The organism is Sedimentitalea nanhaiensis DSM 24252 (genome assembly GCF_000473225.1).
Lineage (GTDB): Bacteria > Pseudomonadota > Alphaproteobacteria > Rhodobacterales > Rhodobacteraceae > Sedimentitalea > Sedimentitalea nanhaiensis.
This window is the reverse complement of the sequence record NZ_KI421509.1, coordinates 4390798-4411177: the sequence shown is the minus strand read 5'-3', so window position 1 is coordinate 4411177 and position 20380 is coordinate 4390798. Positions and strand designations below refer to the sequence as shown.

General features: G+C 60.0%; 16 protein-coding genes, 2 tRNA genes and 2 rRNA genes. 7 read left to right on the top strand and 13 right to left on the bottom strand.

Going from position 1 to position 20380, the window contains the following annotated elements:
• From NANH_RS0123695 to NANH_RS27135, 12 genes are all read right to left on the bottom strand, one after another.
• Positions 1 to 911, bottom strand: a 23S ribosomal RNA gene (locus tag NANH_RS0123695); the annotation flags it as partial.
• A gap of 440 nt (positions 912 to 1351) precedes the next feature.
• Positions 1352 to 1427, bottom strand: a tRNA-Ala gene (locus tag NANH_RS0123690).
• 141 nt (positions 1428 to 1568) lie between these two features.
• A tRNA-Ile gene (locus NANH_RS0123685) sits at positions 1569 to 1645 on the bottom strand.
• A 141-nt stretch (positions 1646 to 1786) separates the two neighbouring features.
• A 16S ribosomal RNA gene (locus NANH_RS0123680) occupies positions 1787 to 3252 on the bottom strand.
• Positions 3253 to 4209: 957 nt separating this feature from the next.
• Positions 4210 to 5001, bottom strand: a complete 792-nt coding sequence (locus NANH_RS27145; RefSeq protein WP_051372595.1) for a hypothetical protein — start codon at positions 4999 to 5001, stop codon at positions 4210 to 4212.
• Positions 4994 to 6721, bottom strand: a complete 1728-nt coding sequence (locus NANH_RS0123655) for a thiamine pyrophosphate-binding protein (protein ID WP_027264253.1) — start codon at positions 6719 to 6721, stop codon at positions 4994 to 4996. The genes NANH_RS27145 and NANH_RS0123655 overlap by 8 nt, the downstream gene beginning before the upstream one ends.
• A 12-nt stretch (positions 6722 to 6733) precedes the next feature.
• Entirely contained in the window at positions 6734 to 8035 is a 1302-nt protein-coding gene (locus NANH_RS0123650; RefSeq protein WP_036050295.1) for a TRAP transporter large permease, read from the bottom strand.
• Positions 8032 to 8544, bottom strand: coding sequence for a TRAP transporter small permease (locus tag NANH_RS0123645; protein ID WP_027264251.1), 513 nt, complete (start codon positions 8542 to 8544; stop codon positions 8032 to 8034). The genes NANH_RS0123650 and NANH_RS0123645 overlap by 4 nt, the downstream gene beginning before the upstream one ends.
• A 51-nt stretch (positions 8545 to 8595) precedes the next feature.
• Positions 8596 to 9618, bottom strand: coding sequence for a DctP family TRAP transporter solute-binding subunit (locus NANH_RS0123640; RefSeq protein WP_027264250.1), 1023 nt, complete (start codon positions 9616 to 9618; stop codon positions 8596 to 8598).
• Positions 9619 to 9661: 43 nt separating this feature from the next.
• Complete coding sequence (locus tag NANH_RS27140; protein WP_036050293.1) at positions 9662 to 10648, bottom strand: alpha-ketoacid dehydrogenase subunit beta; 987 nt, start codon at positions 10646 to 10648, stop codon at positions 9662 to 9664.
• Complete coding sequence (locus NANH_RS0123630) at positions 10648 to 11643, bottom strand: thiamine pyrophosphate-dependent dehydrogenase E1 component subunit alpha (RefSeq protein ID WP_051372677.1); 996 nt, start codon at positions 11641 to 11643, stop codon at positions 10648 to 10650. The genes NANH_RS27140 and NANH_RS0123630 overlap by 1 nt, the downstream gene beginning before the upstream one ends.
• Entirely contained in the window at positions 11636 to 12409 is a 774-nt protein-coding gene (locus NANH_RS27135) for an IclR family transcriptional regulator (RefSeq protein ID WP_051372594.1), read from the bottom strand. The genes NANH_RS0123630 and NANH_RS27135 overlap by 8 nt, the downstream gene beginning before the upstream one ends.
• Here NANH_RS27135 and NANH_RS28835 point away from each other — a divergent pair.
• From NANH_RS28835 to NANH_RS0123605, 5 genes are all read left to right on the top strand, one after another.
• The gene (locus NANH_RS28835; RefSeq protein ID WP_161631387.1) at positions 12399 to 12662 is read left to right on the top strand and encodes a hypothetical protein; all 264 of its coding nucleotides are present in this window, start codon (positions 12399 to 12401) and stop codon (positions 12660 to 12662) included. The two genes, NANH_RS27135 and NANH_RS28835, sit on opposite strands and share 11 nt — an antisense overlap.
• Positions 12663 to 12824: 162 nt before the next feature.
• Positions 12825 to 13451, top strand: a complete 627-nt coding sequence (locus NANH_RS0123620) for a CDP-alcohol phosphatidyltransferase family protein (protein ID WP_027264248.1) — start codon at positions 12825 to 12827, stop codon at positions 13449 to 13451.
• Positions 13452 to 13498: 47 nt separating this feature from the next.
• On the top strand, positions 13499 to 14692 hold the full coding sequence (locus NANH_RS0123615) for an ABC transporter substrate-binding protein (RefSeq protein ID WP_027264247.1): 1194 nt from the start codon (positions 13499 to 13501) through the stop codon (positions 14690 to 14692).
• Entirely contained in the window at positions 14689 to 16395 is a 1707-nt protein-coding gene (locus tag NANH_RS0123610; protein ID WP_051372592.1) for an ABC transporter permease, read from the top strand. Before NANH_RS0123615 ends, NANH_RS0123610 begins: the two co-directional genes overlap by 4 nt.
• On the top strand, positions 16392 to 17039 hold the full coding sequence (locus tag NANH_RS0123605; protein WP_074920587.1) for an ATP-binding cassette domain-containing protein: 648 nt from the start codon (positions 16392 to 16394) through the stop codon (positions 17037 to 17039). The genes NANH_RS0123610 and NANH_RS0123605 overlap by 4 nt, the downstream gene beginning before the upstream one ends.
• A gap of 35 nt (positions 17040 to 17074) precedes the next feature.
• On the opposite strand, the gene NANH_RS0123600 is transcribed toward NANH_RS0123605, so the two are convergent.
• On the bottom strand, positions 17075 to 17791 hold the full coding sequence (locus NANH_RS0123600; RefSeq protein WP_027264244.1) for a FadR/GntR family transcriptional regulator: 717 nt from the start codon (positions 17789 to 17791) through the stop codon (positions 17075 to 17077).
• Positions 17792 to 18072: 281 nt separating this feature from the next.
• On the opposite strand from NANH_RS0123600, the gene dgoD reads away from it, so the two are divergent.
• Together dgoD and NANH_RS0123590 are read left to right on the top strand one after the other, a co-directional pair.
• The gene (dgoD, locus tag NANH_RS0123595; RefSeq protein WP_027264243.1) at positions 18073 to 19221 is read left to right on the top strand and encodes a galactonate dehydratase; all 1149 of its coding nucleotides are present in this window, start codon (positions 18073 to 18075) and stop codon (positions 19219 to 19221) included.
• Between the two features lie 87 nt (positions 19222 to 19308).
• On the top strand, positions 19309 to 20334 hold the full coding sequence (locus tag NANH_RS0123590; RefSeq protein ID WP_027264242.1) for a TRAP transporter substrate-binding protein: 1026 nt from the start codon (positions 19309 to 19311) through the stop codon (positions 20332 to 20334).
• Positions 20335 to 20380 lie beyond the last annotated feature (46 nt).

Here is a 20380-nt window from a genome sequence, read left to right as displayed (position 1 = left end):
TGGGGCCCCATTACCCATCCAGTGCTCTACCCCCGAGGGTATTCGGATGACGCTCTACCTAAATAGATTTCGCAGAGAACCAGCTATCTCCGAGTTTGATTGGCCTTTCACCCCTAGGCACAACTCATCCCGACCTTTTTCAACAGGTGTGGGTTCGGACCTCCAGTAAGTGTTACCTTACCTTCATCCTGGTCATGCCTAGATCACTCGGTTTCGGGTCTGATCCCACGAACTCGACGCCCTATTAAGACTCGCTTTCGCTGCGCCTACACCTAACGGCTTAAGCTTGCTCGTGAGACCAAGTCGATGACCCATTATACAAAAGGTACGCTGTCAGGGCGCAAGGCCCCTCCAACTGATTGTAGGCGTTCGGTTTCAGGTACTGTTTCACTCCCCTCGTCGGGGTGCTTTTCACCTTTCCCTCACGGTACTGGTTCACTATCGGTCAGTAAGGAGTACTTAGCCTTCGAAGGTGGTCCTCCGATCTTCAGACAGAATTTCACGTGTTCCGCCCTACTTAATACGTCCAATCGTGCTTCATATACGGGGCTATCACCCACTATGGCTGTGCTTCCCAACACATTCTATTCACATTCATGGCTCGGCTGGTCCCCGTTCGCTCGCCGCTACTAGGGGAGTATCAATTGATGTCCTTTCCTCCGGGTACTTAGATGTTTCAGTTCCCCGGGTTTGCCTTTATAACCCTATGTATTCAGGTCATAAATACCTGGTTAACCTCATTATTGATAACCTTGCGGCTAACAATAACAAAGTATCAGGTGGGTTGCCCCATTCAGAAATCCATGGATCAAAGCTTATTCTCAGCTCCCCATGGCTTATCGCAGAGTATCACGTCTTTCATCGCCTCTTACTGCCAAGGCATTCACCAAACGCCCTTTTCGCGCTTGATTTGATCCAGAAAAAGAAAGACTTGCGCCCTTCGCGACCACAGAAGCTGGTAAGAAACTGTGGCCCTTATTCTGAACCAAAAGCATACTTTTTCCCGCCTGGCTTGCGCCAGACTTTGGTTCAAATCCCGTGCGGAACTTGAACCGGGTTAGTGTACTTGACTTGGACAACGCTGTCTTTTTCAGCTGGCAGACGCATGATCGGTCGAGGAAACAACCGCCACATACGCTCGCCCCGAAGGGCACCAAACTGAGATCCTCCACCTACTCGTGGCGATCAAACAGTGTTGTATTTGTATCTCTCTATACGATGTCAATTCGTCTGCAGAACAGACGTTCAAACATTCCGCGAATGCTTGAAGATGTGTTCTGCGATCTGCCCTGATGGCATCTCGGTGCCGCCCGGCAAATGCACCTCGGTCAATTCCCGCACAATTGCACGATGGTGGAGCCTAGGAGGATCGAACTCCTGACCTCCTGAATGCAAATCAGGCGCTCTCCCAGCTGAGCTAAGGCCCCACGTTGAGCTGCAAGGCAACTCGACGAGCGCGGAAAGCGAATTGCGCAGCAATTTGCGGCGCGCCCGGTGAAAGTTATGGCTCTCGTCGAACCCCTTCGGAATTCCACTGCCGCCGCGTTCAACCCCAAAGGATTGAACGATGGTGGGTCGAGGAGGACTTGAACCTCCGACCTCACGCTTATCAGGCGTGCGCTCTAACCACCTGAGCTACCGACCCAAGACAGACCGGTAGGTCTGTGATTAACTACTGAAGAGATATGAGGACGGTCCGGTTCGATGTGACCGGCTTTGTTTGCCGATCTTCTGCTAAGTGTTCCACGATCAAGAGCAAGCTCTGTGATGCTAGGAACATCCTTAGAAAGGAGGTGATCCAGCCGCAGGTTCCCCTACGGCTACCTTGTTACGACTTCACCCCAGTCGCTGAGCTCACCGTGGTCCGCTGCCCCCTCCGAAGAGGTTGGCGCACGGCCTTCGGGTGAACCCAACTCCCATGGTGTGACGGGCGGTGTGTACAAGGCCCGGGAACGTATTCACCGCGTCATGCTGTTACGCGATTACTAGCGATTCCGACTTCATGGGGTCGAGTTGCAGACCCCAATCCGAACTGAGATAGCTTTTGGGGATTAACCCATTGTCACTACCATTGTAGCACGTGTGTAGCCCAACCCGTAAGGGCCATGAGGACTTGACGTCATCCACACCTTCCTCCCGCTTATCACGGGCAGTTTCTTTAGAGTGCCCAGCCGAACTGCTGGCAACTAAAGATGTGGGTTGCGCTCGTTGCCGGACTTAACCGAACATCTCACGACACGAGCTGACGACAGCCATGCAGCACCTGTCACCGAGTCACCGAAGTGAAAACCAGATCTCTCTGGCGGTCCCGGGATGTCAAGGGTTGGTAAGGTTCTGCGCGTTGCTTCGAATTAAACCACATGCTCCACCGCTTGTGCGGGCCCCCGTCAATTCCTTTGAGTTTTAATCTTGCGACCGTACTCCCCAGGCGGAATGCTTAATCCGTTAGGTGTGACACCGAATAGCATGCTACCCGACGTCTGGCATTCATCGTTTACGGTGTGGACTACCAGGGTATCTAATCCTGTTTGCTCCCCACACTTTCGTACCTCAGCGTCAGTATCGAGCCAGTGAGCCGCCTTCGCCACTGGTGTTCCTCCGAATATCTACGAATTTCACCTCTACACTCGGAATTCCACTCACCTCTCTCGAACTCAAGACCAGGAGTTTAAGAGGCAGTTCCAGGGTTGAGCCCTGGGATTTCACCCCTTACTTTCTGATCCGCCTACGTACGCTTTACGCCCAGTAATTCCGAACAACGCTAGTCCCCTCCGTATTACCGCGGCTGCTGGCACGGAGTTAGCCGGGACTTCTTTACCAGATACTGTCATTATCATCTCTGGCGAAAGAGCTTTACGACCCTAAGGCCTTCATCACTCACGCGGCATGGCTAGATCAGGCTTGCGCCCATTGTCTAAGATTCCCCACTGCTGCCTCCCGTAGGAGTCTGGGCCGTGTCTCAGTCCCAGTGTTGCTGATCATCCTCTAAAACCAGCTAAAGATCGTAGACTTGGTAGGCCATTACCCCACCAACTATCTAATCTTACGCGGGCCAATCCTTCTCCGATAAATCTTTCCCCCGAAGGGCGTATAAGGTATTACTCACCGTTTCCAGTGGCTATTCCTTAGAGAAGGGTATGTTCCCACGCGTTACTAACCCGTCCGCCGCTCCACCCGAAGGTAGCGCTCGACTTGCATGTGTTAGGCCTGCCGCCAGCGTTCGTTCTGAGCCAGGATCAAACTCTCAAGTTGAAAAGCTGTTGCCAGCTTATCCTTGACGTTCGAACCTCTGCACATCGCCCCGGTGTTCAGCCGGGGCAGTTTCTGTTTGTTGTGCTTCAGGTTTTCATAAGAAAACAAGAAACCGTCCAAACAGTGAAGCTGACACTAGATCATCGGGTTGCCCCTACTAGCGCGATATACAGAAGGTTGATCCATCGAATGAACCAAACCGCCCACATATCTCTTCAGATACTATCAATTTCAAAGAGCGTAGAGACAAAAGAAACTGAGATGCGCCCTTTCTTTAATGGCGCGCCCCGCCTCACTTACCTCTGATTTTATCGTTCCGCCTCGTCTCGGTCCGTTCCGTTTCCAGTTCGTCCCGCCCGTCTGGCGCCCCGTTGGTGCATCTCTGCGCCGCCGGTGAAGGGGGTTCTACGGTTAGTCCGCCAAACCCGCAACCCCTTTTTTCCAGAAACGCCATCTTTTTTGCAGAAAAGTATTTAATCTCATGAAATCAACGCCTTCCATCCAACCCTCCCCCAGAAAAACACCCCGGACCGCCGCCAGAACCACAGAAATCTCCCGGCACATCACGACTCACATACAGCGCTAACACCAAATCTTGCGGTCGCGACCCGGAAACACACATCAAACACCCGGCAACACCGCCAAAAACGAGTCGCACATCAACCCGATTCACCCACACCACCCGGCCGCCGCACCCCCAAACCGAAAAAAAACCCAAAAATCCGCAACCGCATCATCAACAACAACAACACAAACAAAACATACACAAATGGCTCAAACTGCCGTTGCCGGATCGCGACAGTGTGGGGTCGGCACGCGAAGGCGCGAATTACGACAGACGTTACTGGATACGCGCGTCAGCATCCCCTGTCTGGACCCTGGCGTTGCGGCCGAGGCTCTCAACCCATCGCATGTCAGTGTGAGACGGTTGGGTTCGCAGGGCGATTTGGCCCCGAGCTACCGCGACACCGCCAATGTGACCAGATCGCACGCCGTCATGCCCACCTGTCCGCCAATGTCCGTGGCGCGGGAGTTCAGCGCAGAAACCACGCCATCCTCCCAGGTCGAGCGTGCGTCACCGATCCTTGCAGACATTGCGGCCACCGCTGCGGCGGCCACTCCACGATCCTGCAACAAAGGCAGACGTGATGTCGCCGCCCCGCCCGCGTCATTGAAGACTGCAAGATATCCGTCCGCTTTCAGCGCGTTGGCCGGATCGGCCCCAAACAACGCCCCATGCGACCCCGTAACGATCACCTGTCCGGCATCCTCGGCCCGCACCAGACTGGCAGAGTCGACCAGGATCAACTGGCGCGTGGCACCCGGCAGGGTCATAACCTCCCTGCCCTCGCGGACGGGCGGACCATCGCAACAAGGCATCACTGCGGCACATAACCGTTGGGCCGCCGCACTACAGGTCATTCCCGCTTGAACGCCAAGTGCGGCGGCCGGAACGTTGACATGGGAAATGACTCCGTGTGCGGCCATCTGTTCGGCCTGCCCGATGGCGGCACTGGCATGATCAATCGCCGCCGCCGCCATGCCTTGCGCGGCCAGCCAGTCCAATCCGCCAATACCCGCCCCATCCAGACCCACGCCGGCATCGTGAAAGACGACCGCGCGCAAGCCGGCCCGACGCGCCAGAAAGGCAGCATACACCCCGCCATGCGATCCGGTGACGGCAACCCGGCCCTGGGCCGAGTCCCCCAGTTTTGTGATACTGTCCGCAAGGATCGGATCGTCAGGCAACCCGATCCCCTTTCTTGACCTTGACGGCGCGGCTGTCAGCGGCAGGCAGCATCTTGGAGGCGTCGCGTGTCACCACAACGTCCAGCACTGCGGGACGTCCGGTTTCAGCCAACGCCTGCTTCAGCGCGCCCGCAAACTCTCCGGGCGTTTCCACCCGCAGCCCCAGACATCCCATGGCATTCACCACATCAGCGTAATTGGTTTCCGCCAGATCGGAAGACTGGTAGTTGCCTTCACCATACATCAGATGTTGCAATGCCTTGACATAGCCCGAGGCGGCATTGTTGACCACGATGATCGTGGGCGCGATGCCCAGGCGCCGCGCGGTCTCGATTTCGCCCAGCACCATGTTGAATCCACCATCGCCTGTAATCGCCACCACCGCACGTTCAGGTGCCGCCATACAGGCCCCAATCGCACCCGGAAGCCCGTATCCAATTGAAGCAAAGCCCCGGTCCGGCACGAACCCACGTCCGCAGCGGCGGCTGTCATACATCAGCCCGGCCCAATGGGCCGCAAAGCCGCCATCTGCAATAAGGATCGCGTTGTCAGGCAGGTGTTGGTTCAACTCGCCCATCATCCGCCCCATGGACACCGGCACCTCGTCGCTTTTCAGCCGGGGGCGGGCCATGTCGTGCCATTCAGACATGCGGATCACAACGCTGTCGCACCAGGCCTTGCGGGCGGTAGACGGTGTCTGCCCCTGAACTGCCGCTGCCAGATCGCGCAGCCCCTCGCGCGCATCGCCCCACAACGGCAGTTCGGGCGCATAGGTCCGCCCGATTTCCTCGGCGACGCAATCCAGATGGATCACAGTCTTTCCAGGCCCCGGAACCGTATACCGTTTGGTGGCGATTTCACCCAGCTTGCAGCCTACCACCAATAGACAATCGCTGTCATCGATCATGCTGTTGGCAATCCGGTCATACCGCCCGAACAGACCTGCGGACAGCGGGTTTGTACAGGCGATTGCGCCCTTACCGCTCATTGTGTGGGCAACGGGTATTTGCGCTGTCTCGGCCAGCTCTGTCAGCACCTCGGCGGCTTGCGAGATGTGCACGCCGCCCCCCGCCAGGATCAAGGGCCGCTCAGCCGCGGCCAGCATCGCAGCGGCCTGCGCCAGCGCCTCGGCCTCGGGCCGACAGCGCAACGCCGGGGCGGATTGGTACCGCGGATCGCAGATGAAATCGGCATCCACAAAGCCGTAGGTCCCGTGACACACGTCCTCTGGCACGATCAGAACCACCGGTCCTGGCCGGCCCGTCGTGGCGACCTGAAAGGCGCGGCGCAACAGTTCAGGAATGCGGTGCACGGCCTCCACCCGGATGACCTCTTTGGCGGCCGGGCGCAGAATGTCGGCCTGATTGGTCTCCTGCGTCATATTCTTCCAGCTGTGATCGCGGTGGGTATCGCCGACAATGGCCACGATGGGCGAACCCGCGTTCAATGCCTCGACCAATCCGGTCACCAAATTCGTCGCCCCCGGTCCCAGCGTGGCATCCACCAGCCCAACGCGCCCCGACACCTTGGCATAGGCATCGGCGGCAAAGGTCCCACAACGTTCATCGTTGACCAGATGATGGTTCAGACCAAGCCGCCGCGCGGCATCGTAAAACGGCAGCAATTGAAAGCCGCCCATTCCGAAAATCGGACCGGCATCATGGGCCAGCAAGGTGCGGGCCAGCGCTTCGCCCCCGGTCGTTTCATTGGTATCTGTCATTTCGTCCTCGGATCAGGTGATGCGATAGCCCAGCAGCCGGGGCAGCCAGAGCGCGATTTCGGGAAAGATGATGATCAGTGCCAGCGCCAGCGCCATCGCAAACAGCAGCCAGCCGACCCAGCGAAAGGTCGATTCCAGCGGCACGCCGGCGATCTTGGCGGTGACCATCAGATTGACGGCAACCGGTGGCGTAAACTGGCCCATGGCGATGTTGATCGCCATGATCACGCCGAACCAGACATAGGACCATTCAAAGGCGTTGATGATCGGGATCAGCAATGGCAGCGTGATGAGATAGATCGACACACCGTCCAACACCATGCCCGCCAACAACATCACGACCATGACCAGGAACAGAATCACCCATTGGTTATCGCTGACCCCCAGGATCAGATCGGCGGTGGCTGAAAAGGCACCCATGGTCGACCCCGCCCAGGCAAAAAGGCCCGCCAGCGACAGGATGATCATCAATACGCCGGAAATCTTAGCGCTTTCGGCCAGCACGTTATAGACATCCCGCCAGCCCATCGTGCGGTACAATACAGTGCCGACAAACAGCCCATAAAACACCGCGACGACAGCAGTCTCGGTTGGGGTAAACAGCCCCGAGCGCAACCCCCCCAGAATGATCACCGGAGCCATCAGCCCCGGAAATGCGCGCCGCAGACTGGGCCAGAACGGCGGGCGCTCGGGCTGTTCACCTGCGCCGAAATCATGGCGCCGACTCAGGATTAGTGTTGGCACGGCGACGGCAATGCCCAGCATCAGACCCGGTATCATGCCTGCCGCGAACAGGGCGCGCAGATCCATGCCCGGAATGATCACCGAATAGACGATCATCGCAATGGACGGTGGTATCAGGATCGCGGTCGACGCGCTCGCCGCGATGACGCTGGCGGTGAAAGGTCGGGGATAGCCCGCCTTGACCATCGAGGGAAGCATCACGGTGGCCACGGCGGCGGCATCGGCGGGGCCCGACCCCGACATGCCGCCCATGATCATGCAGACCATAATCGCAACCAGGGCCAGACCGCCCCGGCGCGGCCCGATCAGCGATTGCGCGAATTCGACCAGCCGTCCCGCCACGCCCGAACGTTCGAACACGGCCCCGGTCAGGATGAACAGCGGAATGGCAATCAGCGGGTACTTGGCCACAGCGGCATAGGTATTTGGCCCGATCATCCCCAGCGCAGTCGCGTCCAGCCCCAACCAGACACCGACCGCACCGCCCAGCCCCAGAGCAACCGCAATCGGCGTGCCCACCAGCATCAGCCCGACGAAGACCGCCAGCAGCATCACATTTGCCACGATCATGCGGGGCGTTCTTTGCGGAACGTGGCCCAGGCCCGTCCCAAGACCCGCATCAGGATGGCCATGGACAGGATCGGCATCCAGATCGTGTAGATCCAGGACGGGTTCCCCAGACCGGGTGTGGTTTCCTCCCACTTCCATTCGGAATGGGTGACCCGGGCGCCGAAATAGACAATCAATGAAAACATCAGTGTGGTCGCCAGCAAGGTAATCGCTTCACAGACACGTTGCCAGCCGGGCGACATGCGGGACAAAAAGAATGTGATCCGGATATGTTCATTCCCCGCAAACGCGGCCGAGGCCCCGACGAAGGTCATGAACACCAACAGAAAGACCGAATATTCCTCGGTAAAGGCAAAGGACACGTTGGTCGCATAGCGCGCGATGACGTTGGCAAACGAGATCAGGCAGATCAGGGCCATTGCAGCCGCTCCCAGCGCCTCTTCGATCCGGACCGGCACAATGGTGTGCTGTGTGCCGGTTTCGATCTTGTTTTCTTGCGTTTCCGCCATCCCCTGTCCCCTTTGGCGACCGGACCCCATACGGGATCCGGCAGTTGGCGTTCAGCGGTTGGCGACGGACTGTTCGGCCATATCAACCAGATCCGGGCCGATCTTTTCCTTCCATGCGTCATAGACCGGACGGGTGATATCGACAAAAGCCTGACGCTCTTCGTCGGTCAGCGTGATCACCTCGACCCCGTGCCCCTTGATTTCGTCGATCAGGGTCTGATCGTCGCCGACCAACCCCTTGCGCGCGGCGTCGACACCATAGGCGCCCGCATCGACGGCGGCCTGACGCAGGATCTCCCGATCTTCGGGGGTAAAGCTCTCCCAGACTTGCGGGTTGACGACAAAGATCAAAGGATCCGCCACATAGCCCCACAGGGTCACATTGGTCTGGCCCAGCTCATGCATGTTCAGAACAGAATAGATCGTCAGCGGGTTCTCCTGGCCGTCCACCGCACCGGTGGTCAGGGCGGGCTGGGCGTCGGCCCAGCTCATCTGGGTCGGGTTGGCACCCATGGCGGTAAACATGTCGTTGTAAATCGGCGATCCCACCACGCGCAATTTCAGACCCTTCATATCCGCCGGGGTGCGGATTGCGGTTTTCGAGTTGGTCACTTCGCGGAATCCGTTCTCGGCCCAGGCCAGTGGAACGGCACCCTTGGCCTGGATGATCTCAAATATCTTCTCGCCCACCGGCCCCTGCGTCAGCGAATCCAGCGCGGCATAATCGGGCATAAGAAACGGCAGGCTGAACAGGTTCAACTCGGTGATCTGCGGCGACCAGTTGATGGTCGACCCAACCGCCATGTCGATCACACCTTGACGGATCGCCGTGAATTCGCGGGTCTGATCGCCCTGTACCAGCTGCACGCCGGGATAGATTTTCAGGTTGATCCGCCCGTCCGTGCGTTCGGCAGTCAGTTCCGCCCATTTTTCTGCGGCAATGCCCCAGGGAAACGGTGCGGGCACCACGGTCGAGACCCGGTACTCGGCCTTGTAATCCTGTGCAAAGGCGGCCGAGATTCCCAGCGTCGTCAATGCCGCACCGGCGGCGATCATGGTCTTGAAAAATTGCATTGTCAGTCCTCCCGTTCATGTGGTGGCGGCGCGTGCCGCCGGTTCAATCCGCGGGGCAAGGCGCCACAAGGCCTAGCACAGCGTCGATAATGGCTTGGTCGCCGACCCGCGCGCGGTCCTCCAGAGCTGGAGCATAGGCGATCGGAATGCGCGGCGCGCCCAGACGGCGCACCGGAGCTTTCAGGTCGTGATGCAGCGCTTCGGCCACGCTGGCGGCGATTTCCGCACCAAAGCCCGAAACGCTGACTGCTTCCTGTACCACCAGCAAGCGGCCCGTGCGCCTGACCGATGCAAACACAGTGTCGCGATCCCAGGGCCACAGAGTGCGCAGGTCGATCACCTCGGACTCGATGCCCTGCCCGGCCAAGGTTTGCGCCGCGCGCAGACAGCCGTGGCGCATACCCGACCAGGTCACAATGGTCACGGCATCGCCCGCACGCGCGATATCGGCCTTGCCCAGTGGTACCAGATGCTCTGCCTCGGGCACTTCACCTTCCAGTGCCCAGAGATTTTTGTGCTCGAGATAGACCACCGGATCATCATTGCGGATTGCCGATTTGAGAAGGCCAAGGTTGTCGGCGGGGGTCGCGGGGGCGACCACCACCAGACCCGGAATATGAGTGTACCAGGCTTCCAGCGATTGCGAATGCTGCGCCGCCGACGATCGCCACATGCCAATCGGCTCGCGTACCACCATTGGCACGCGCATCTGACCGCCAAACATGAACCGCGCCTTGGCCGCCTGATTGACCAACTCGTCCACCGCACACAGCGCAAAATCCGAGAACCGCATCTCGACGATCGGCCGTGTCCCGGTCATCGCCGCGCCAACCGCTGCGCCCATTATACAGGCCTCGGATATGGGGGTGTCCGCGATCCGGTCTACACCGAACATCTCTTGCAGGCCCTTGTACTGACCAAACACGCCGCCCCGGCCCAGGTCTTCGCCCAAGGCCCAGACCGCATCGTCACGCTGCATTTCCTCGATCACGGCGCGGCGGCCCGCGTTCAGATAGGTTTCGGTCGCCATCAATAGGCCCTCTCGCGTGGATCGCCCATGTCCTGCACATCGGAAAATGCCGCCGCCGGGTCGGGCCAATCGGTCTCGCTTGCCTGCACCGCGATGGCGTTCATTTCCTGAACCGCCCGGTCGTGAATCTGCTGCAAGGCGGCCCGATCCATGCCTGACAGCGCCAAGACCGCCCTCAGACGATGTATGGGGCAGTTGGCGCGCTGTGCCTCGACCTCTTCCGCCGGGCGATAGGTTGCCGGATCGACAGCGGTATGGCCGGTGATCCGATAGGTGCGGCAATGCAGCAGCACCGGCCCTTTCCCGGCGCGGATGGCGGCAATGGCGGCACGCGCAGCGGCATCTACTGCCAGCACATCGTTTCCATCGACCTCTTCCGCCGGGATGCCAATGCTTTGCGCCCGTGCCGCCGCCCCTGCCCCGCCGGTCATATCCCGTGTGCGCGTGGTGGCGGAAAATCCATTATCCTCGCAAACGAACAGCACCGGCAAATCGAAGACCCGCGCCCAGTTCAATCCCTCGAGGAACGGGCCGCGATTGATCGCACCGTCCCCGAATATACAGGCAACGATCTGGCGCGAACCCTGCAATTTCAGCCCATGGGCGGCCCCGGTCGCAATCGGTATATTTGCCCCGACGACACCGTTGGCCCCCAGCATCCCAACGCCAAAATCGGCAATATGCATTGACCCGCCCTTGCCGCCACAGGTTCCCCCCGCGCGACCGAACAGCTCTCTCATCATCGCCAACGGGTCGGCCCCCTTGGCCAGAGTATGACCGTGGCCACGATGGGTGGACAGCATCAGATCGGCGGCTTGCAGGTTACCACAAACCCCTGCGGCCACCGCCTCTTGTCCGATCGATGGATGAATAGCCCCCAGCACCAACCCGCCTTTCTGGGCAGCGATCGCCGCCTCTTCAAAGGCGCGGATGCGGTGCATCAAGGTCAGCACCGCCCCAAAGCGTTCGCGGTCCAGGTTGTGTGCATCATTCATCGGCACGGACTGTCCTCTCGGTTTTTTGGGTGTTGCGCTGTCCAAGTGCACGCGCCTCGGCATGCAACTGCGCGACCAGTTCGGCGCGTCGCGGTTCCTGCATGCGTTCGCGGATCGCGGCGATGGACAGCGCGGCAACCACCCTGCCCGAGTCATCCAGTACCGGCACCGCAACGGCGTTCATTGCGCTGACGATATGCCCGTCGTTAAAGGCAAATCCCTCCTGCCGTGTCGCCTTGATCATCGTCGCAAGCGATAGATCGTCAAAGCGCCCGAAATCCTGCCGCTCCCGTCGGTTTGCCGCGATGATCCGTTGGATTTCTTCATCGGCTTCAAACGCCAGCAAGGCCAGAGACCCGGCACCAACCCCCAAAGGGCGGCGGTCGCCTACGGACAGGGTCAGCGAACGGATCGGATAAGATCCAGTACGGCGATCTGCACACAGCGCCTGATCGCCGTCGCGCACCGACAGAAAAACCGTATCGCCGGTGGACTCGGCCAGACGATCCAGAACCGGGCGGGCCAAGTCCAGAATATGAAACCGCCGCGCCGACAATCCGAGGGCAAACAGGCCATATCCCAGCCGGTAGCGTCTGACATCATCGTCATATTCAACATAACCGACGTCGGCCAGCGCGCCCAGCAACCGCAACACCGTACTTTTACCCAGTCCGGTCGCCTTGGCGACATCGGAAAGACGCAGACCCGTGGACGGCGCTTCTGACAGCGCCCGCAGCACGGTGGCGACCCTGTCGATGGTTTGCATCGATTGTATTTTGGGCCTCACCATCCCCATGGTCTCGCCACCTCGCCTCCTATTTGTTCCGCTGAGCGAAACTTTCCCCTTCAAAAAATGGAACAATATTTCCGTGCGCAGTGCAAGTTTCTTTTTGTGGCACCGCCAAACCGCCGAGAACAGCAAGGCATCGCCGGGCAACGCCAACGCCGTCACGAACGCCAACCGTTTGCCCGGCATCTTGCGGATCGGAGCGGATGACACGATATTCACACCAAATTGAGCGATACTGGCAGGCTTTCGGTGTCTTTCAACGCAACCCGGGCCTATCTGCATCATGTTGGACCTGACAACCCCGCGTTGGCCATGATCGCAAGGATCAGACATTGAACACACCGCCGTCCCCCGCAGCACGCTGCGTCTCGATGCCTTGCGAGTTACGCGAATGATCGACGCGGCTCTGCTTCCGATTCAAAAACGCCTGCTCGACCCGCTTGCGCGCCGGATTGCACTGCGGGGTATCGCTGCTGATCAAATCACGCTGACCGGGTTTTGTATCGGGGTACTGGCTGTGCCCGCCCTATGGGCCGGTCAGTTCGGGCTCGCACTGGTCTTTATTGCGCTGAATCGGCTGGCCGACGGGCTGGACGGTGCCGTCGCGCGGCTGGACACGCCGACGGATCGCGGGGCCTTTCTGGATATAGCATTGGATTTCGTCTTTTACCCGCTGGTTCCACTGGGTTTTGCGCTGGCGGACCCCTCGGCCAATGCTTTGCCCGCCGCCGTGCTGATTGCGGCCTTTGTCGGTACCGGATCGTCGTTCCTGGCCTTTGCGGTGATCGCGGGCCAGCGAAACCTGAAGCCCCAAGCCTACCCGACCAAGGGTATCTATTATCTGGGCGGGCTAACCGAAGGCGCAGAAACCATTGCTGTATTGGCATTCATGTGTCTGTTTCCGAGCGCATTTCCTGTACTGGCACTCACCTTCGCCGCGGCTTGTGCAATAACGACACTTACACGATGGGCACAGGGTTGGCGCGCCTTCACCGATAATTCGGATATTGATCTCTAGCCGACGCTTTGCTCTGCGTCACGAATGACAAGGAAGAGGACGATCAAATGCGTAAATCACTGCGGGCCGCGCTTGTGTTTACCGTGTTGGCCACCTGCGCACAGGCCGGCGACTGGCAAGCGACACTTGATGCCGCCAAGGGGCAGACCGTCTATTTCAACGCCTGGGGCGGGGACGAACGCACCAACGCCTTTATCTCGTGGGTCGGCGAGCAGACACAGGACAGGTACGATGTTTCCGTGCAGCAGGTGAAATTGACCGATACCGCCGAAGCGGTCACGCGTGTGTTGTCCGAAAAGGCGGCCAAGCAGGATCGGGGCGGATCGGTCGATCTGATCTGGATCAACGGGCCGAATTTTGTCGCGATGAAAGATCAAGGCTTGCTTTATGGTCCTTTCGTTGCCGATCTGCCCAATACGCAATATCTGGATCTGTCGCCTGGCGCGCCGAATGCGGTGGATTTTACCACCCCGGTAGAGGGCATGGAAAGCCCCTGGCGACTGGCGAAGTTTGTATTCAACTATGACAGCGCGCGGATCCAGACGCCGCCTGCGACGATGGCCGGATTCGTCGATTGGGCAGCCAGGCACCCGGGGCGCATGACCCATCCCAACCCGTCCAACTTCATGGGGGCGACCTTTCTCAAGCAGGCTTTGCTGGAGCTGACCCCCGATCCAAAGGTGCTGCAACATCCCGTCACCGAAGACGGTTTTGCACAAGCCACCGCTCCGTTGTGGACCTGGTACGATGCGTTGCGTCCGAACATGTGGCGCAAGGGCGAAACCCTGCCCGAGAACCAATCGGTGCAACAGCAATTGCTGAATGATGGTGAAATCGACATTGCCATGTCGTTTGATCCCGCATCCACGGCCGGGGCCATCGCACAGGGATTGTTGCCCGAAACCGCGCGTGTTTTCGTACCCGAAGGTGGCACCATCGGCAATGTCAGCTTTGTCGCCATCCCCTATAATGCCGCACATCAACCGGGCGCGATGGTGGTTGCGAATTTCCTTCTGGATCCCGCCACACAGGCCCATATGCAGAACATCGACGTGCTCGGCTCATTCTCGGTGCTCGACCCGGCCCGACTGGACGATCAGGCGCGGGCGGCGTTTGCGGCCTTACCCACGGCCCCGGCTCTGCCGAAACTGGAACAGCTTGGACCCACCCTGCTGGAGCCGCATGCCAGCTGGACGACCCGCCTTACCCAGGAGTGGGCAAGGCGCTACACGCGGGAATGACGACCAGCGCTGACAAGGCGTTGCGCGGCTGCGTGTTGGCGGTGCTGTTGTTCGGCGTGATCGGACCCATCGGTGCGGGCCTGCTGCAGACCGGCGCCGCCTCGGTCGGGGTGATGCCTGCCTTGGGCGCGGACGCGTTCGATCTTGCCCCCTATCGCACCCTGTTTGCGATGCCGGGCACATGGGCTTCGATCCGCTTGTCTCTGGTGACGGGCGGTGTCGCCACACTGCTTTCGCTGATCGTGGCCGTCGGATTTTGCGCTGTCACCCATGATCGGATGTCACGTAACGCCGCCGCGCGCTGGCTGACGCCGTTTCTGGCCGCTCCGCATGCCGCCCTGGCAATCGGGCTGGCCTTTGTCCTGGCGCCATCGGGTTGGATCGCACGGCTGCTGGCACCGCTTTTGGGGCTGGAGCGCCCGCCGGATCTGGCATTGGTCAACGATCCGCTCGGCATCGCGCTGATCCTGGGCCTGATGATCAAAGAGGTTCCCTTTCTACTGCTGGTGATGTTGGCGGCGCTGACCCAGATCCCCGTGCGCGCGCAAATGGCTGCTGGCCGGGCACTTGGCTATGGGCGAGGCCTGGTCTGGGTCAAGATCGTCGCACCGCAGGTCTGGCCCCTGATCCGCTTGCCGCTGCTGGTCGTACTGGCCTATGCCCTGTCCACCGTCGAGATGGGCATCATCCTGGGTCCGTCCAACCCACCCGTGTTCGCGGTGTTCCTGACGCGGCTGTTCGGATCTCCCGATCTGAATCTGATTCTTCCCGCCTCTGCGGGCGCGGTGCTGCAGGCCCTCCTGGTTGGCGCGGCATTTGCCGGCATCTGGGTGGGCCAGTTCCTGATGCGCCGCATCGGGCTGTGGTGGCTGCGCGCCGGTGGGCGCGGCAGTTCTACCGAACCGCTGCTGCGTCTCGCCACTGCTGTGGTGCTGCTGCTGTTCCTTTTGGGCGCTCTTGCAATGTCGGCGCTGGCGTTTTGGTCGGTGGCATGGCGCTGGCCCTGGCCCGCCCTCCTGCCTGAAACCTGGTCGCTTCGGGCTTGGGCCGGGTCGTTCGGCGGCTGGACCCACGCATTGATGAATACGCTGATCCTGGCAGGTGCAACGACCGCCCTTTCGCTGGCTCTGGCGATTGCATGGCTGGAAGGCGAGGATCGCGGCGGAAGGGGTCGGGCCCGCTGGGCCGAGGTGCTGATCTATCTGCCACTGCTGGTGCCGCAAATTGCCTTTCTTTACGGCCTGAACGTATTGTTCCTGCGTATCGGAATCAGCGGAGGGCTGCTGGCAGCGATCTGGGCACAGACGCTTTTTGTCTTTCCTTATGTGATGATCGCGATGTCCGATCCCTGGCGCGCACTGGATCCACAGCTTGAGCGTGCCGCGGCTTCGCTGGGCGCAGGTCCGTGGCGACGGCTCTTCACCGTCAAACTGCCCGTTCTGCTGTCGCCGCTACTGGCCGCAATGGCCATCGGGGTGGCGGTATCGGTGGCGCAATACCTGCCCACACTGTTCATGGGCGCGGGCCGGATTGCCACACTGACAACCGAGGCCGTGACCCTCTCTTCCGGTTCTGACCGGCGCGTGGCCGGGGTTTATGCCACGTTACAGGCCGGCCTGCCCTTTGCCGTCTATGGGCTGGCCTTTGTTCTGCCTGCCCTTCTGTATCGAAATCGCGCGGCGATGAAAGGCGGGCAACAATGAGTCTGGAACTGACAGGGGTCCAGGTACGGATCGCAGCAGAGCCACCCCTCTTTCAACCAATCGACCTGTCGGTGGCACCGGGCCAGACAGCTACGGTCATGGGGCGTTCCGGGATTGGAAAATCCACCCTGCTGGACGCCATCGCGGGCCATCTGGCACCGGTTTTCACGCTGGACGGACAGGTGCGATTGGATGGGCGGGATATTCTGCATCTGCCGCCCGAGGCACGCCGGATCGGCCTGATGTTTCAGGATGCGGTGCTGTTCCCACACCTCAGCGTCGGTGACAATCTGGCCTTTGGCCTGTCCCGTCAGACCCGGGGTCGGGTGGCGCGCAGATCGGCCGTCGATGCCGCGCTGACCCAGGCCGGCTTGTCGGGCATGTACGACCGCGATCCTGCCAGCCTGTCGGGCGGGCAACGGTCGCGGGCGGCCCTGATGCGTACCTTGCTGGCGCAACCCTCGGCGTTGTTGCTGGACGAGCCGTTCTCCAAACTGGATGTCGGATTGCGCCAGGAAATACGCGATTTCACCTTCCAGCACATCCGTGCGTGCGCCATCCCTGCCTTGCTGGTCACCCATGACCCCCAGGACATGGCAGCCGCCGGTGGCCCGCCGGTGCATCTGCAGCCTGTCAGAACCTGAGCGCAACCGGTTGTGACAAGCCAACCCTGACAAATTCAATTTGCGCCGGGAGCCTTCAGCGACATCTCCGCCTTTGCGCGATCCAGTATCAAGCGCATAGCGGCTTCGGCCCCATGAGCATCCGATCGTTTGATCGCATCAAGAACCGCAGCATGATGCAGATACCCCTCGTTCAGAGACCCGTGTGCCTTTCGCTGCTGTCGAAACGACGCTTCCAGAAGCGGTGATATTATCGTGCTCAGCCGATCCACGAGGCTGTTTCCGCTGGCTGCAAAGATCGCAAGATGAAAGTCGATATCGGCCTCGTAAAACCGACCGGGATCGTCCAACCCAGTTCCCATTCTGGTCAGGGCCGCTTCTATTCTGCAGATCTGCGCATCATCCGCGCGTCCGGCCGCAAGGCTGGCCGCTAAAGGCTCAACCATCACCCGCAACTCGACGAGTTCCCGCAAGACCTGATCTGGAACGGCGTGGCTTGGGTGCCAGGCCAGAACATCGGGGTCCAGCATGTTCCAAAACGACCGTGCGCGCACAAAGGTCCCGGCACGTTTGCGCGCATGGATCATCCCCTTGGCCCCGAGCACCTTGAGCGCCTCGCGCACAGCCTGGCGGCTGGCCGAGAATTCGGTCTGCAATTCGGACTCTTTAGGCAGCATTTGCCCCTCGGCCAATTCGCCACCCGCAATGCGGCGCCCTATTTCATGGGCGATACGCGCGTGGATCGCACCCGTTGGATACAGTCGGGATGTCATCGAACACACACCACCTTACCTCCACCCTGCGCCAAAAACAGCAGGCGGAATACGGTCTGAAGCACTTGGCCCTCTGGTCCGTTTGATCCGGGCACCCTCATCTATTGATTTAATATGTCGGACATATTAGCCTGCCCCAAGATCATCTCGCAAGTCGCAAATACCGGTGCCACATTGAACCACATCCTGCTGACATTTCAGCCCCGGGTTCCTGCCTTGGTACACTTGCGCGCTGCGCCGCGCATTTGCCTGGCCGCGCGACCAACTGTTTTGCTGCACATATGAAAATCACCGCGCTTGAAACCTTTCTCGTCGCTCCGCGCTGGCTGTTCCTCAAGGTAGACACCGATGCGGGTATCTCGGGCTGGGGCGAACCCGTTCTTGAGGGGCGCGCCGCGACCCTGGCGGCAGCCATCGACGAGCTTTCGGATGCGCTGATCGGACAGGACCCCCTGCGGATCGAGGACATCTGGCAAATGATCTACCGCAATGGCTGTTATCGCGGTGGTCCGGTTCTGATGAGCGCGCTCGCCGGTGTGGACATGGCACTGTGGGACATCAAGGGAAAACACCATGATGCCCCTGTTCACGAATTACTGGGCGGGCGGGTGCGCGACAAGGTCCGAAGCTATTGCTGGATTGGGGGCGACCGCCCGCAAAACCTGATCGAAGACGCCGGACGGTTGATGGCCAATGGCTATGATGCCTGCAAGATGAATGCCTGCGCCGAGATGCAGATCGTCGCCCGGCACCGGGATATCGATGCGGTTCTGCGCCGGGTGTCGGATTTCCGCACGGCGGTCGGCTCAGATATGGATTTTGCGCTGGACTTTCATGGCCGCGTTCATGCGCCGATGGCAAAGATCCTGCTCAGAGAGCTCGAACCGCTGCGCCCGCTGTTTGTTGAAGATGCGGTGGTTTCAGAGCAACTGGATACCATGGCGGACCTGTCTCGCGACACCTCCATTCCCTTGTGCGTGGGCGAGCGGCTGCATTCGCGTTATGCCTTCAAACCGGTATTCGAAAAGCGTGCCGCCAGCGTTATCAACCCCGACATATCCCATGTCGGAGGTCTCTCCGAAATGGTGCGCATCGGGCATTGGGCCGAAGCCTATGACATTGCCTTGGCCCCCCATTGTCCGCTGGGGCCGATCACCCTGGCGGCGAGTCTTCAGATCGACGCGATTTGCCATAACGCCTTTATACAAGAGCAAAGCCTGGGCATGCATTACAATCAAGGGGCCGATATGAACGACTATTTGCTGCCCGACAGCCGGTTCTCTTGTACCGATGGCTATATGGACATTCCGCACGGCCCCGGATTGGGGATCGAACTGGACGAGAATTTTATTCGAAAGCAGGCGCTTACCGGGCACCGCTGGCGCGCGCCCACATGGCGCCATGAGGACGGGTCGATCGCAGAATGGTAGCCCGAACAGATCCTGCAGAACGCAGGACCGCTTGAAACGGCCCCCTGGGCCAAAGTTGAACGCAATCAATGCAAGGGAGGAAATTGCATGAATACCCCACTCAGGTCACTTTCGTTTTCGGTCATTGCGATGGCGGCCATGTCGGTCTCGGCCTATGCCGCCGACATGACGCTGAAATTTCAATCGTCTGACCCGGCCGGAAACCCGAACTTCGAACTGCAACAGGGCTGGGCCGCATCGGTCGAGGAACGGACCGGCGGCAAAGTCGCCATCGAGTTGCTGCCCGTGACGTCTATTGTTGCACATAACGAAACCCAGGACGCCATCGCCGCCGGCATTCTCGATGGCCACATCACCGACACATCCTATTTTTCGGGCAAGGATCCGGCGTTCGGCCTGATCGCCAACCCAGTTGGCGCATGGTCATCGCCGCAGGAGATGTTCGATTTCATGAACGACGGCGGTGGCAGCCAATTGATGAACGAACTGCTGAACCCATACGGCCTGCAATTCATCGGCGCCACCACGCCCGGTCTCGAGGCCTTTGTCTCCAAGGTTCCGCTGAACGGCGTCGACGACCTGCAGGGTCTGAAGATGCGCGCTCCTGAAGGTTTGGTTCAACAGGTATTCGCCGCCGCCGGTGCCGCCCCCGTGAACCTGCCCGGCTCCGAGGTTTTCACCTCGCTGGACAAGGGTGTGATCGACGCCGCGGATTACTCGGTGTTCTCGACCAACGCGGCACAGGGGATGCATGACGTGGCCACCTATCCGGTCTATCCGGGCTTTCATTCCATGCCTCTGGTCGAGGTTTCGATGAACAAGGCAAAATGGGATTCGCTGGATGCCGAAACGCAGGCAGCTTTGAGCGAGTCGGTGCGCGAATTCGCCCGATCCCAGGTTGCCGCGCTTGCCGCACGCGATGTGGCGGCGGTGGAAGAGGCCAAGGCAGGCGGCAAGGTTACGGTCATCGACTGGCCCGCCGAAGAACGCGCAAAGTTCCGCACCATTGCAGCGGGTCAATGGGCCTCGGTCGCCGAACGTTCGACAAATGCCCAGCACGTTTACGATGTCCTGACCGGGTATTTGACCGAGAACGGGCTGATGAACCAATAGCACCGGGTTGAACCTGCGAACCGCACCGCTTCGGTGGCGCGGTTCG